Here is a 13,050-nt window from a genome sequence, read left to right as displayed (position 1 = left end):
GACCTCTTCAGGGGGAACCGGGGCGAACAACGGCAATTCGCCCGCGGCAGGTTGCCACGGGCGATTGCCCAGCCTAATCGTTGCCCGCGGGAACGCCTACGTGCCCACGCCGGATGCGGGTTCGGGCCCGGCTATCACCACGGGCGCCCGCCGTCCGCGGGCCGCCAGTCCGGCCAGCACCGCGAAGGCGGCGATATTGGCGAAGATCATGACGCCCATCGACAGTGAGGTGTCACCGTGTGAGGCGTCCTGAATCCAGCCGAAGGCGTACGGGCTGACAAACCCGGCCGCATTGCCGAGGGAATTGATCAGGGCGATGCCGCTGGCCGCGCCGACCCCCGCGAGGTAGCCGGTCGGCACCGACCAGAACAGTGGTTTCGCGGTTTGGGCCGCCATGGTGGCCACTGCGATAGCGGCGAAAGCAATTGCCGCCGTGTGCAGTTCGACCGCCGTCAGCAGAAAGGCGGCCACCGATACGGCGAGGGCGATCAATACCGGCCTGGACGACGCCGTGCCCCGGACCCTGCGGCCGGTGAGGTACATGCAGATCGCGGCCAGCAGGAACGGCACGGCCGAAAGCCAGCCGATCTGAAAGCTGCTCAGTCCGTGCCCGGCCTGCTTGATCACCGACGGCATCCAGTAGGTGAGCGGATACGCCCCGCACAGCAGCAGGAAGTAGGCCGCGCACAGGGCGATCACCCGCTTGTCCCGCAGCGCGGCGCGGTGCCCGGCGGGTGCGGCGGTCGACCGTTCCGCGTCCTCGGCCTCCAGAATGGCGGCGAGCGCGGCCTTTTCGCCGTCGGTCAGCCAGCGCGCCACGGCGGGCGTTTCGGTGAGCACGAAGAAGAACACCGCACCCAGCACGATCGCGGGCACGCCGCCGACCATGAACACCCAGCGCCATCCTGAGAGTCCCAGCGTCCCGTCGAAGGTATCCAGAATCCAGCCGTTGAGTGGCCCGCCGATCACGCTCGCCACCGGAATGGCGACCATGACTGTCGAAATCACCCGGGTGCGTTCGGAATTGGGGTACCAGCGGCTGAGATAGACGATGATGCCGGGGAAGAACCCGGCCTCGGCCACACCGAGCAGAAACCGCAGTACGCATACCGTCGCGAGATTCGGCGCGAACGCGGTCGCGGCCGCGATCAGCCCCCAGGTCACCAGGATTCGGCTCAGCCACATCCGCGCCCCGACCTTGGTCATGACGATATTGCTCGGCACCTCGGCCAGGATGTAGCCGACGAAGAAGATGCCCGCCACAAATCCGTACTGGGTGGCGCTGAGCCCGAAGGCCTTGTCCATGCCGAACTTGGCGAACCCGATATTGATTCGATCGATGTAGCTGACGATGTAGCCGATCATCAGCAGTGGGACCAGTCGTACCGTCACCTTCCGCAGGGCGCTCGCCCGCAGTAGTAAATCCTCGGACCGAGGACCGACACTGTCCATTTTTCCTCCACATGGACCCAGACGGCGCACCACCCAATGTTGTGGCATGCCCTATTGCGTGAGTAGCATGCTACTCATGCTGTGACGGGGACCACAAGAGGGAAAATCAGCGGTTCAGCGGGCCGCCTTCGACGCTCATTTCATGGTGTGGACGAGGTTTCAATCAATGATTGAAATACTGATTGAGACGTGATTCACTGCTGGCATGGTCGAGAAGGTCGGGGCGGGAACCCGGGAGCGGTTGCTTGCCGCCGCCGAGCGGGTGTTGCTGGTCGAGCCGTACGACGAGGTGTCGGTGCGTGGTATCTGTGCGGCGGCCGGGGCGAATCCGGCTGCGGTGCACTATCACTTCGGGTCGAAGGAGGCCCTGGTCGGCGCGCTCATCGAGGATCGGCTGGGCCCGCTCTGGGTCAGCGGACTGGCGGATGCGACGGCGGGCCGGGATTCGGTGCCCGCGGTGGTCGACGCGATTCTGGGGCCGTTCGTCGAATTGGTCTCAGATCCTCTGGGCCGCATGCATGTTCGGCTGCTGGCCCGCTTCGTACTGAGCCGGCAACTGACGTCCTGGCAGGGACCGTGGTTCCGGATGGACACCTGGGCCGCACTGCTGCCGGAGCTCAGTGCCGGCGAGAGCCGCCGCCGCTGGGCCCTGGCCTTCGACCTGATCATTATGCGTTTCGGCAGCCCTGAGATCGATGAGCACGGAATATCCGAGCGGGCCCTGGCGACACTGCGGGATTTTGTGGTGGCCGGGTTGACCGCGCCGGTAGGAGAACGAGCATGAACGAGATATTCGCACCGGCCACGCTGGGCCCGGTCACCCTGCGCAACAGGGTGATCAAGGCCGCGACCTTCGAAGGCCGCACCCCGGACGCCCTGGTGACCGATGAGCTGATCGACTTCCATCGAGAGGTGGCCGCCGGCGGCGTGGGCATGACCACGGTGGCCTACTGTGCCGTGGCCCCGGGCGGTCGCACCGATCGGCACCAGATCTGGATGCGCCCGGAAGCCGTTGCGGGACTGCGGAAGCTGACCGATGCGGTACACGCCGAGGGCGCCGCGGTCAGCGCGCAGCTCGGCCATGCCGGGCCGGTGGCCAATGCGGCGTCCAATCGGGTGCCGGCGCTCGCGCCCAGCCCGCTGTTCAGCCCGCTGAGCATGCGCGCCATGAAGGTCCCCGATGAGCACGAGATCAAGGAGCTGGTGGGTGCGCACGCGAATGCGGCCCGGCTGGCGGTGGAGGCCGGATTCGACGCGGTGGAAATCCACTTCGGGCACAACTATCTGGTCAGCTCGTTTCTGAGCCCGCTGCTCAACCGGCGCAAGGATCACTATGGCGGGTCGACCGCCAACCGTGCGCGCATGGCCCGGGAAATCGCCTGTGCGGTAAGGGAAGCCGTAGGCAGCCGGATCGCGGTGACAGCCAAACTCAATATGGAGGACGGCCGTCGCGGCGGGCTCACCGTCCCGGAATCGCTCCAGGTGGCCGCGTGGCTGGAGGACGACGGCGCCCTGGACGCGCTGGAATTGACCGCGGGCAGCTCACTGCTCAATCCCATGCTGCTCTTCCACGGTGATGTACCCCGGCGCTCCTTCGCGAATGCCCTTCCGGGACCGGCCCGCTGGGGCTTCAAGGTGGTGGGGCGCGCCTTCCTGAAGGAGTACCCGTACCGGGAGGCGTTCCTGCTGGAGCGGGCTCGTCAGTTTCGCCGGGAACTGTCCATGCCGCTGATCCTGCTCGGCGGCATTACGAATATGGACACCATGCGCACCGCCATGGCCGAGGGCTTCGACTTCGTCGCCATGGGTCGTGCCCTGCTGCGCGAACCGAACCTGTTGCACCGCATCCGATCCGATGAGGACACCCGCTCGGCCTGCGTGCACTGCAATGAGTGCATGCCCACCATCTACACCGGAACCCGCTGCCTCTACCGTCCGGACCGCGCGCCCGAGCCGATCGAGCTCACGCTCGACCGCCGCTACTGAACTGTCACCGCGACCAGGGGAGTGGTGGTCGGCTGGTCGGAGCCGCCCGCGGGTTCGACCGAGACCGCGATGCCCTGAGCGTGCTCGAGGTGCATGAGCATGGGTTCGCGGTCGGTCGGCAGACTGGCGACAATGCCGGCCGACTTCGGTTGCCCGCCCGGCGGCAGCAGCCAGAGCTGGTAGGTGTGATCAGCCGGAGCCGCCGGAACGGCTGCGAAAGATACTGCGGCGGCATCCAGTTCACGTGAGGCATTGACGGTGACGGTCCCGCCGCCGGTGAGTTCCTCGGTCGCGGCGCGGGTATCGGAATGTGTGAGCACCTGCGAAGCGGTGATCGCGCCGGAATCGGTGGTGCCGCTGCGGTGCACGGCAATGGTCGTGCCGAGGACGATGGCGACGATGACCGCGGCGGCGGCCGCGATCCAGCGCAGCGTCACGGCCCGGCGCGCCCGCAGTGGAGTGACCTGTGCTGCACCGGAATCGGATTCGGCGATCTGCTGGTCGAGCGCGCGCTGCAGTGCCGCCTCGAGTTCGGGCGGTGCGGGCCGGGCGTCGACGACCGTCATGGCGGCCATGGCTTCGCGGATATCCCGGACCGTGGCCCGGAAGTCGGCCGCGACGGATTCGTCGGCGCGGCTCAATCGTTCCTCGACCTCGACGCGCTCGGTATCGGCGAGTGCGTCGAGAGCATAGGGGATCGCCAGCTCGAGCAGGTCGGCGTGCTGGTTCTCAGACATCGGTCACCGCTCCCGTCAAACAATTCTGCAGCCGTTTGAGGCCGTCGCGAATGCGCGTCTTGACGGTCGACAGCGGTATGCCGAGATGCTCGGCCACCTGGGGGTAGGTGCGCCCGCCGTAGTAGGCGAGCGCGAGAGTCTCGCGCTGGGTGTCGGTCAGGGCGCCGAGGCAGTCGACGACCGCGCGCTCGTCCGCGCGCTGGCCGACGGCCTCCGCGACGACATCGTGGTCCCGGCCGAGTTCGCGATGCCCGTACGCGATATCGCGGGTGTAGGAACGGGTTTCGGTGCGTACCCGATCCACAGCGCGCCGATGGGTGAGCATCATCAGCCAGCCGATCGGGCTGGCCAGCCGCTCGTCGTACTGCGCCGCGGTGTTCCAGACGTAGAGGTAGACCTCCTGGGTGATCTCCTCGGCCGCGTTCTCCCGGCGCAGCACGCGCAGCGCCAGGCCGAATACCCGGTCGTGGGTGGATCGATAGAACTGGGTGAAGGCCGCGCGATCACCCGCCGCGATACCGGCCAGCAGTTCGGCCAGCTGATATGCGACGTCCGCCCCGCCCGCTGGCCTGGTAGCCGGACAGGCCGGTCCCGGTTCACGCTCGGCGTCGTCGGTGTGCACCGACTCGAAGCGCTGGTGGTCCGCCATTCGTACGAGCCTAGTGTGATCGTGCGCGGTGTGGGGGCCATGGGAGGAAATAGGCCGTACGCTGCTGGTATTCGCGATACCCGGGACGTTGGCCCATATACCGTTCGAGCAGTCGTGCCCCGGTGCCCTGGATCAGGACATAGGACATGAGCAGGGGAGCGAAGATCGTGAGCACCCCCGGCCAGGCGCTCGCGGCAATGAGCCACAGACCCCACCAGACCGCGAAATCACCGAAGTAGTTCGGATGGCGGGTCCACGCCCACAGCCCCCGATCCATGACGGTGCCCCGATTCGCGGGGTCGGCCCGGAACTGCTTCAGCTGCCGATCGCCAACGGCTTCGAAGGTGAAGCCGAGCAACCACACGAGAATGCCCGCGAGCACCACGGACCGCCCGAAACCAGCGGTCGGCCCAGCCGTGGCCGATACCTGAATGGGCGCCGATATCACCCATTGCGAGAGGCCCTGGGTAATGAAGATCCGGCGTAGCGCAATTGCGGGCGCGTGGCCGTGCCGGTCGAGTAATTGGGTGTAGCGCGGGTCCTCGCCGTGTCCTGCGGTTTTGCGGTGCAGATGCCAGCTGAGCCGCAGACCCCACACGGTGACCAGCCCGAGCAAGAGCAGCCGGCGGTCGAGAGCGCCGTGGCCGAACAGGGCCGCGACAAGGGCGACGAGTACGAAGCCGAGACTCCACACCACATCGACGATGTTGTACCTGCCGATGCGCCGGGCGATGACGAAGGTGACGCCCTGTAGGACGGCGAGTACCAGCAGGCTCAGTAGTGCGATGGTCATCGCTGCTCCTCGGGCCGGTCCAGCACGAAATGCCGCACATCGAGATAGCGGGAGCGGAATCCGGCCTCGGAGTAGGCGAGATAGAACTGCCACAGCCGCCGGAACCGCGCGTCGAAGCCGAGTGATTCGATATCGGTGGCGCGGCTGTCGAACCGTTCCCGCCACAGCCGCAGGGTTTCCGCATAGTGCGGTCCGAATCCGTGCTGCTCGCACACGCGCAGCCGAGTGTGCTGTGCGGCAGTGTCCTCGATGGCCTCGGCCGAGGGCAGGAAGCCGCCGGGGAAGATGTACTTCTGAATCCAGGTGTAGGTCGTGCGGGTGGCGAGCATGCGATCGTGGGGCATGGTGATGGCCTGCAGGGCAATTCGCCCGCCGGGTGCGAGCAGCCGGTCCAGGCATTCGAAGTAGGTGGGCCAGTGGCGGTATCCGACGGCCTCGATCATCTCCACCGAGACGATGGCGTCGTAGGAACCCCGCACATCGCGGTAGTCCTGCAATTCGACGCAGACCGATTCCGTGTATCCCGCCGCCGCGACGCGCAGCCGTGCGAGCTCCTGCTGCCGCGCCGACAGGGTCACCGAATGCACGAGCGCTCCGCGCGCGGCGGCCCGCACACACAATTCGCCCCAGCCCGTGCCGATTTCGAGCATCCGGCTCCCGGCGCGCACTCCGGCCGCGTCCAGCAGCCGGTCGATCTTGTGGCGCTGGGCCGCCGCCAGGCGCTCCCACGGCACCGGTCCGGCCGCGAGCTCGGCGTCGTCGAACAGCGCGGCGGAGTACGTCATCGTGTCGTCGAGGAAGAGATGGAACAGCTCGTTGGACAGATCGTAATGGTGCTCGATATTGGTGCGGGCATTGTCCGTGGTGCCGAGTTCTCCGGCCGGTGGTGTCGGCAGCGCGGCCCGGAAGCGTTGCAGCGGACGGGGAATCAGCCGGGTGAGCTCGGTCGCGAGCACATGCAGTACGGCCGCCGGATCCGGCGCGGTCCATTCGCCCGCCGTATAGGACTCGCCGAATCCGATGAGCCCCTGGGTGCCGACCCGGGCGAAGAATGCGGCCGGATCGCGAATGATCATGCGCGGCAGGGGATGGGTCTCGGAATGTGTTCCGAGAAGCGTCCCGTCCGGCAGTTCCACCCGCAGCGGCAGTCGGGCCACCGCGCGCCGGAAGAGTACGGACGCACCCGCACCCAGCAGCCGGGCGCGCAACCCGCCGGGCACCGGTGGTCGCAGGGCGTCGGTGGTGGAGTCGAGGCAGGAACTGGTCACAGTGCTGTCCTTCGGGAAGATTCGGTGAGTGGCCGCGGTGTGATCGGCAGTCCGCGCGCCCATAACGAAATGCCATGTCTGCGAATGCGGGTCGCGATGAGCCAGGGTGCGAGCGGGGCGCGCCACTGGGCGCGCAATACGGTGCGCGGTGTCACCGGCACGCGGTGGCCGGACACCGAGGCGGTGAACGGCGCCCGGCGGTCGCGCAGCAGCGTGATCCGCAGGGCCAGCTCATCGCCGGGTTCGGGTAGTCGCAGCAGGTACCGCCCGTCGACGTCATTGAAGGGCGAGACATAGAACCGCTTGTCCACGCCGGCGCGGCCGAGATCGTCGGGCCGGACCAGGTAGGCGTGCCGTTCGCCGTAGGTGTTGTGCACTTCGGCGATGACACAGCGCAATTCGCCGCCGGCGTCGTGGCACCAGAACACGGTCAGCGGATCGAAGACGTAGCCGAACATCCGCGCGTTCATCAGCGCGGTGATGCGCCCGTCCGCGCAGTCCACGTCGTGGCGGGCGAGGAAGTCGTCGAGCCGCCCGCGCAGGTCGTCGCGCTTGCCGTTGTGCCGTGCCGCGCCCGTATCGCCGTGTGCGTCGATCTCACCGCGTGTCGGCGCGAGGTGATCGGCGGCGTGGAACGAGGCGAAGGGGCGCAATGGGATCGGCAGCACCGGCGGGTTCTCGACGTCGAAAAACCAGCTGTAACCGCGATATTCGAACTCGTGCTGTACGGGGTCCTTGCGTACGTGCCGAATTCGCGTGAGATACAGCGCGGGCTCGCGAGCGGTGCTCATCGTGCCCCCACCGCGTCCGCCGCTTTTCCGCGCAGATGCACCGGCCACCAGCCGCCGAGCCGCTCGGCCGCGCGCAGCCCGGACAGCGCACCGTCCTCGTGGAAGCCCCAGCCGTGATAGGCCCCGGCGAATGTCAGCCGGTCTGTGTCGATTTCGGGCAGCCGGGCCTGCGCGGCAACCGAATCGGGCGTGTATATCGGGTGCTCGTACGTCATTTGGGCGATGAGATGCGCCGGATCCACCAGATGCGCGCCGCCCAGGGTGACCAGGAACCGGCGATCGGTGACATGGTCGAGCCCCATCAGCCGGGTGATGTCATAGGTGACAACAACACCCTCGGCACTGTCGGCGTCCCTCGGCACCAGATAGTTCCAGGACGCGCGCGCCCGCGGCGCCGTCGGCAGCAGCGATTCATCGGTATGCAGCTGAGCGGGATTGAGCGAGTACGGCATGGCGCCGAGCACGGCGGCGGTGAGCGGGGACGGATCGGCGAGCAGGGCCAGGGCCTGCTGCGGATGGGTGGCCAGGACTGCGGCGTCGAAGCGGCGCACGCCCGAGCGATCGCCGACCAGGACATGGTCCCCGCGTTCGGCGACCGTGAGCACCGGCGTTCCGGTGCGGACCTCGTCCAGCGTCGCGGCGATCTTCTCCACATAGCGCGCCGATCCGCCGACGACGGTGCGCCAGGCGGGGGAGTCGTACACGCTGAGCATGCCGTGGTGGTCGAGGAAGCGAAACAGGTACTGGGCCGGATACCTCGTGGCGGTGTCCGGATCGCAGGACCACACGGAAGCGACCAGCGGCGTCATGAAGTATTCGGTGAAATACCGGCTGAATCGGTGCTCCCGGAGGAACTCCGCGAGGGTGAGCTCGCAGCCGTCCTGCCGCAGTAACTCGCGCGCCGCACGGTGGAAGCGCCGGATCTCGGTGAGCATGCGCAGATAGCGGGGCTTGCCCAGCATGCGGGCGGTCGGGAACAGGCCGCCCAGCCCCTTCGCCCCGGCGTATTGGAGGCCGAGGGCGTCCGCACGCACCGACATCGACATATCGGTCTCCCGGGTCGGCACCCCGAGTTCCTCGAACAGCCGCAGCAGGGTCGGATAGGTGCGGTCGTTGTGCACGAGAAATCCGGAGTCGACCCGGACCCGCCGGCCGGGCGCGAACTCCACCTCATGGGTGTGCGCGTGTCCGCCGAGGCGGGAATCTCGCTCGTACAGGGTCACCCGATCGTGCTTGGCCAGCACATATGCCGCGGTGAGCCCGGCTACTCCGCTGCCGATCACGGCGATATTCCGTCTTGGGTGCATACCTCGATTTCGACATGCCCCCCTGCCCGGTTTGGCCGCGGCGGCACGAGTTTCGCCGGCGACCGTCAGCAGCCGGATTCGAAGAAATTTCCGATTCGACCAAACCGGCGGGCGGCCCGGGGCGAAACCCAGTACGTGGTCATCGGATACGGATGAACACCGGGGCTCGAGCCGCCCCGCCTGTAGAAGGTCACCGGCCGACCGAATCCCACCCCGATCTTCGGCCGGTGGCCGGCGGCGGGGGCAGTCCAACAAATCCGAAGGAAACGAATCCTCATGAAGCTGATACAGCGTTCTCTTGTCGTGGCGGTCGCCCTTGCCGCGACCACCGCGGGCCTCACCGCCTGTTCGAGCGATAAATCCGACTCCGGCAGCGCCTCGACCACTTCGATGGCCGGTGCGACCACCAGCGCGGCGAGCGCCGCGAACCTGGTCGGTCCCGGCTGTAAGGACTACGCGCAGCAGGTGCCCACCGGCGCCGGATCGGTGAGCGGTATGGCCCAGGATCCGGTGGCCGTCGCGGCCTCCAACAACCCGCTGCTGAAGACGCTGGTTTCGGCGGTGTCCGGCCAGCTCAACCCGCAGGTGAATCTGGTCGACACCCTCGACGGCGGGCAGTTCACCGTCTTCGCTCCGGTGGACGCGGCCTTCGCCAAGGTGCCCGCGGCCACGGTCGATTCGCTGAAGACCGATGGGCCTACGCTGACCAAGATCCTCACCTATCACGTGGTGCCCGGGCAGATCGCGCCCGGCAGCATTGCCGGCACCCACAAGACCGTCGAGGGCGCCGACGTGACGGTCACCCGCAGCGGTGACGACATCAAAGTCGGTGGCGCATCGGTCATCTGCGGTGGTGTGAAGACCGCGAACGCGACGGTCTATCTGATCGACAGCGTCCTCATGCCGCCCGCCTGAGCGGGGACGAGCACCATGGTCGCCCACGTCCACCACGTCGTCAGGAGGCGAGAGGCAGATGTCGAAGCCACGAATCCCGTTCGTCCCGGCTGGATCTGGAGGAATACCGCAGGTGCCCGCGTGACGGAGGAAGAGAATTCGACGGTTGTCCCGCTGTTTCGGGACTTCGACGGGGAAATGTCGTCCGGCCCTTCGTGTCCCACGCGGGGACACGAGCGGGACGACGACCTGGCCCGCCGCCTCGCCACCCTGGTGGCGGCGGTGGGCGCGGGTGACCGTGCCGCGTTCACGCAGCTGTACCGGCTGACCAGCCATCGCGTATTCGGTCTCGCGCTACGCATGTCGCGCAATCGCGCGACGGCGGAGGAGGTCACCCAGGAGGTGTACCTGCAGGCGTGGTCCCTGGCCTCTCGCTACGACGAGCGGATGTCGAGTCCGATGGGGTGGCTGATGATGCTCACCCATCGGCGGACCGTTGATCGCATCCGAGTAGAAAGTTCCGCCGCCGGACGCGATCTCGCCTACGGCCAACTGCATCTGGGCCGCGATCACGATGTGGTGGCCGAGACGGTCGAGCAGCGGCTCGAGGAGCGCGCGGTGGTGCTCTGCCTCGGCACTCTGACCTCGTTGCAGCGCGAAACAATTGAATTGTCCTACTACGGCGGCCGCACCTACTCGGAGGTGGCCGAGCATCTGGGCACCCCGGTGTCCACCGTGAAAACCCGGATCCGCGACGGCCTCAAACGCCTGGCGGCCTGTCTGACAGGAGGTGACCTGTGATGAGCACTGTCGAGCGTCCGGATATGGAACTGCTCGAACTCGCCTATCCGTATGCGATGGACGCCGTGACCGATCACGAACGCGGCGATATCGAACTGCGGCGTACCCGCGCCGATCGGGTGACCGTGGCCGAGTTCGACGCGACCGTGTCCGCGGTGCGGGAGAGCATGGCGGAACTCAGCATTGTCGATGCCTACCCGGCGCCGAAGCATGTGGAGGACCGGCTGATGCGCGCCCTCGATCGGGTGCTGCAGGGCACCCGGGACGACATCGGACAGCGGCGAGTCAGCGGTCTCGCGAGATTTTCGAGACTCCAGTGGCTGACCGCCGCGGCGGTGCTCGTGGTGGCGATCGGCATGGGCCTCGGTCTGGTCGCGTATCAAGGCACCGACCACCCCGGCCTCACCGCGGCGATGATCGATCGGCAATCCGATGTGTCGATCCGGATCGTCCCGGTCTCGACCGGTGGTCAGCTCGAGATACACACTTCCGCAACACTTTCGGCGGTCTCGATCCGCTTCCTTCGCGTTCTGCCGCCGCCCGCCGCTCGCGCCTATCAGCTGTGGCTGGTCCCGCTCGGCGGCGAGGCGCGCTCGGCCGCCGTCGTCGACTCGCTGTCGGGTGGTCCAGTGGTGACCACCTTCCGGTCGGTCGACACCCTGGCCGTCACCGTCGAACCGGCGGGCGGCTCACCATTGCCCACCACCACCCCGATCGCCAGTCTCAATCTCGTCACCTGAGCGGCGTTCGGCCCCGAACGAGAGCCGAAGCGATGTCCGCACCGAGTAGTACTTCTGTTGCACCCGAGCATAGTTCACTGATCACGCGGCGGCGCTGGGTGCGGGGTGCGGTGGCGGGCCTGCTCGCCGCGGCACTGGTGCTCGGTGTCGGCCAGCTCGTCGCGGTGTTCATCGATCCGGCATCCTCGCCCTTCTTCGTACTCGGCGCGACCATGGTCGATCACACGCCGCATACGTTGAAGGACGCGGCGATTCGCCGTTTCGGCAGCAATGACAAACTGGCGCTGTTCATTTCGATGTCGGTCGTCATGGCGCTCGGCGCGGCGCTGGCGGGCATAGTCGAGCGTCGGCGGCCACTGGGCAGCGTGCTGTTGGTGCTATTGGGCGGTGTGACCGTGTTCGCCGCGCTGCAAAGGCCGACGGCGACAGTGTGGTTCGTGCTGCCGACCGTGGCGGGTATCGCCGCCGGAATCGTGGCCCTGCGACTGCTGATCGCGGGCACACCGTCGTTGCGCACTCCCGAACCCGCCGATATGACGCGCCGCCGATTCCTGGTATCCGCGGTGAGTGCCGGCGCGCTCGCGGTGGTCACCGTCGAGGCCGCTCGCTGGCTGGGTGCGCATCTGCGGGATGTGGTCGCCGACCGGGCTCGCTTCCTCGTGCCGAAGCCGCTTCGATCCGCACCCGCGGTGCCACCGGACGCGCAGCCCCAGGTCGCGGGCCTCACCTCGTTCATCACCCCGGACGACCGGTTCTACCGGGTCGATACCGCTCTGCAGCTGCCCGCGCTCACCAGCGGCGACTGGCGGCTGCGGATTCACGGAATGACCGATCGCACCGTGGAATTGGATTTCGACAGCCTGCGCCGCCATACCGCGGTGGAGCGGATTCTCACGCTCACCTGTGTATCCAATGAGGTGGGCGGTGAGCTCGCCGGAACCGCGCGCTGGCTGGGTTATCCGCTCGCCGATCTGCTCGCCGACGCGGGTGCGCACGCCGACGCCGATATGCTGCTGTCCCGCAGCATCGACGGATTCACCGCCGGCACACCGCTGTCCGCCGTCCTCGACGGCCGTGACGCGCTGCTCGCCATCGGCATGAACGGTGCGCCGCTGCCGATCGCGCACGGATATCCCGCGCGACTGCTCGTTCCGGGCCTGTACGGATACGTCTCCGCCACGAAATGGGTAGTGGACCTGGAGGTTACCCGTTTCGACCGGGCCAGCGCCTACTGGACCGATCGCGGCTGGGCCGCTCGCGCGCCCATCAAGACCGCCTCCCGCATCGACGTGCCCGCCGCCTTCGCGACCGTCCCGGCGGGTGCGGTGACCGTCGCGGGCGTGGCCTGGGCGCAGCAGCGCGGTATCGCGGGTGTCGAAGTGCAGGTGGATGATCAGCCCTGGCAGCCCGCGACACTCGCGTCCGAGTACTCCATCGACACCTGGCGGCAGTGGACCTGGCAGTGGACGGCCGTGCCGGGCACCCATACGCTCCGTGTGCGCGCTACCGACCGAACCGGGCAGCTGCAGGCCGAACAGCGCACGCCGCCGTTCCCGAGCGGGTCCACGGGCTGGCACAACCGGGTGGTCAGCGTCCGATGAGGACCGCTCCGTAGGCATCTCCGTTTTAATC

Annotated in this window: 13 protein-coding genes; 6 read left to right on the top strand and 7 right to left on the bottom strand. The window is 67.5% G+C overall.

Translation table 11 applies throughout. The features are described 5' to 3' along the window. Positions 1-96 precede the first annotated feature (96 nt). Complete coding sequence (locus OG716_RS14730) at positions 97-1,452, bottom strand: MFS transporter (protein WP_405138191.1); 1,356 nt, start codon at positions 1,450-1,452, stop codon at positions 97-99. Positions 1,453-1,657: 205 nt separating this feature from the next. Here OG716_RS14730 and OG716_RS14725 point away from each other — a divergent pair, with 205 nt between their 5' ends. Continuing rightward, complete coding sequence (locus tag OG716_RS14725; RefSeq protein ID WP_405138190.1) at positions 1,658-2,236, top strand: TetR/AcrR family transcriptional regulator; 579 nt, start codon at positions 1,658-1,660, stop codon at positions 2,234-2,236. Beyond that, complete coding sequence (locus tag OG716_RS14720) at positions 2,233-3,438, top strand: NADH:flavin oxidoreductase (RefSeq protein WP_405138189.1); 1,206 nt, start codon at positions 2,233-2,235, stop codon at positions 3,436-3,438. The genes OG716_RS14725 and OG716_RS14720 overlap by 4 nt, the downstream gene beginning before the upstream one ends. Here the strand turns inward: OG716_RS14720 and OG716_RS14715 are convergent. Genes OG716_RS14715 through OG716_RS14690 form a run of 6 tightly spaced genes read right to left on the bottom strand, consistent with a single transcriptional unit; the run spans position 3,432 to position 8,983 of the window. Next, positions 3,432-4,175 (bottom strand): anti-sigma factor domain-containing protein, encoded by a 744-nt coding sequence (locus tag OG716_RS14715; protein WP_405138188.1) that lies wholly within the window; start codon positions 4,173-4,175, stop codon positions 3,432-3,434. The genes OG716_RS14720 and OG716_RS14715 overlap by 7 nt on opposite strands. Continuing rightward, complete coding sequence (gene sigK, locus OG716_RS14710; protein WP_405138187.1) at positions 4,168-4,824, bottom strand: ECF RNA polymerase sigma factor SigK; 657 nt, start codon at positions 4,822-4,824, stop codon at positions 4,168-4,170. The genes OG716_RS14715 and sigK overlap by 8 nt, the downstream gene beginning before the upstream one ends. A 10-nt stretch (positions 4,825-4,834) precedes the next feature. Then, positions 4,835-5,617, bottom strand: coding sequence for a DUF1295 domain-containing protein (locus OG716_RS14705; RefSeq protein WP_405138186.1), 783 nt, complete (start codon positions 5,615-5,617; stop codon positions 4,835-4,837). Beyond that, positions 5,614-6,885: a class I SAM-dependent methyltransferase gene (locus tag OG716_RS14700; RefSeq protein ID WP_405138185.1), complete on the bottom strand. Its 1,272-nt coding sequence runs from the start codon at positions 6,883-6,885 to the stop codon at positions 5,614-5,616. The genes OG716_RS14705 and OG716_RS14700 overlap by 4 nt, the downstream gene beginning before the upstream one ends. Beyond that, positions 6,882-7,676: a DUF1365 domain-containing protein gene (locus tag OG716_RS14695; protein WP_405138184.1), complete on the bottom strand. Its 795-nt coding sequence runs from the start codon at positions 7,674-7,676 to the stop codon at positions 6,882-6,884. The genes OG716_RS14700 and OG716_RS14695 overlap by 4 nt, the downstream gene beginning before the upstream one ends. Continuing rightward, a complete protein-coding gene (locus OG716_RS14690; protein WP_405138183.1) occupies positions 7,673-8,983 on the bottom strand; it encodes an NAD(P)/FAD-dependent oxidoreductase in 1,311 nt (436 codons plus the stop codon). The genes OG716_RS14695 and OG716_RS14690 overlap by 4 nt, the downstream gene beginning before the upstream one ends. A gap of 276 nt (positions 8,984-9,259) precedes the next feature. Between OG716_RS14690 and OG716_RS14685 the strand changes: the two genes are divergently transcribed. From OG716_RS14685 to OG716_RS14670, 4 genes are all read left to right on the top strand, one after another. Next, a complete protein-coding gene (locus OG716_RS14685; RefSeq protein WP_405138182.1) occupies positions 9,260-9,898 on the top strand; it encodes a fasciclin domain-containing protein in 639 nt (212 codons plus the stop codon). A gap of 120 nt (positions 9,899-10,018) precedes the next feature. Then, on the top strand, positions 10,019-10,678 hold the full coding sequence (locus OG716_RS14680; protein WP_405138181.1) for a sigma-70 family RNA polymerase sigma factor: 660 nt from the start codon (positions 10,019-10,021) through the stop codon (positions 10,676-10,678). Continuing rightward, positions 10,678-11,418 carry an RskA family anti-sigma factor gene (locus tag OG716_RS14675; RefSeq protein ID WP_405138180.1) on the top strand — a complete coding sequence of 247 codons (741 nt, stop codon included), beginning with the start codon at positions 10,678-10,680 and terminating at the stop codon, positions 11,416-11,418. The genes OG716_RS14680 and OG716_RS14675 overlap by 1 nt, the downstream gene beginning before the upstream one ends. Before the next feature lie 32 nt (positions 11,419-11,450). After that, positions 11,451-13,019, top strand: a complete 1,569-nt coding sequence (locus tag OG716_RS14670) for a molybdopterin-dependent oxidoreductase (RefSeq protein ID WP_405138179.1) — start codon at positions 11,451-11,453, stop codon at positions 13,017-13,019. Positions 13,020-13,050 lie beyond the last annotated feature (31 nt).

The organism is Nocardia sp. NBC_01388, from assembly GCF_045040085.1.
GTDB lineage: Bacteria > Actinomycetota > Actinomycetes > Mycobacteriales > Mycobacteriaceae > Nocardia.
The sequence above is the reverse complement of the archived record's forward strand: the minus strand, read 5'-3'. Positions and strand labels throughout refer to the sequence as shown.

Bases quoted from the DNA above. Each gene is read 5' to 3' on its own strand.
- OG716_RS14730 (WP_405138191.1), bottom strand. From the start codon at position 1,452: ATGGACAGTGTCGGTCCTCGGTCCGAGGATTTACTACTGCGGGCGAGC.
- OG716_RS14685 (WP_405138182.1), top strand. From the start codon at position 9,260: ATGAAGCTGATACAGCGTTCTCTTGTCGTGGCGGTCGCCCTTGCCGCG.
- OG716_RS14695 (WP_405138184.1), bottom strand. From the start codon at position 7,676: ATGAGCACCGCTCGCGAGCCCGCGCTGTATCTCACGCGAATTCGGCAC.
- OG716_RS14725 (WP_405138190.1), top strand. From the start codon at position 1,658: ATGGTCGAGAAGGTCGGGGCGGGAACCCGGGAGCGGTTGCTTGCCGCC.
- OG716_RS14675 (WP_405138180.1), top strand. From the start codon at position 10,678: ATGAGCACTGTCGAGCGTCCGGATATGGAACTGCTCGAACTCGCCTAT.
- OG716_RS14705 (WP_405138186.1), bottom strand. From the start codon at position 5,617: ATGACCATCGCACTACTGAGCCTGCTGGTACTCGCCGTCCTACAGGGC.
- OG716_RS14720 (WP_405138189.1), top strand. From the start codon at position 2,233: ATGAACGAGATATTCGCACCGGCCACGCTGGGCCCGGTCACCCTGCGC.
- sigK (WP_405138187.1), bottom strand. From the start codon at position 4,824: ATGGCGGACCACCAGCGCTTCGAGTCGGTGCACACCGACGACGCCGAG.
- OG716_RS14690 (WP_405138183.1), bottom strand. From the start codon at position 8,983: ATGCACCCAAGACGGAATATCGCCGTGATCGGCAGCGGAGTAGCCGGG.
- OG716_RS14715 (WP_405138188.1), bottom strand. From the start codon at position 4,175: ATGTCTGAGAACCAGCACGCCGACCTGCTCGAGCTGGCGATCCCCTAT.
- OG716_RS14670 (WP_405138179.1), top strand. From the start codon at position 11,451: ATGTCCGCACCGAGTAGTACTTCTGTTGCACCCGAGCATAGTTCACTG.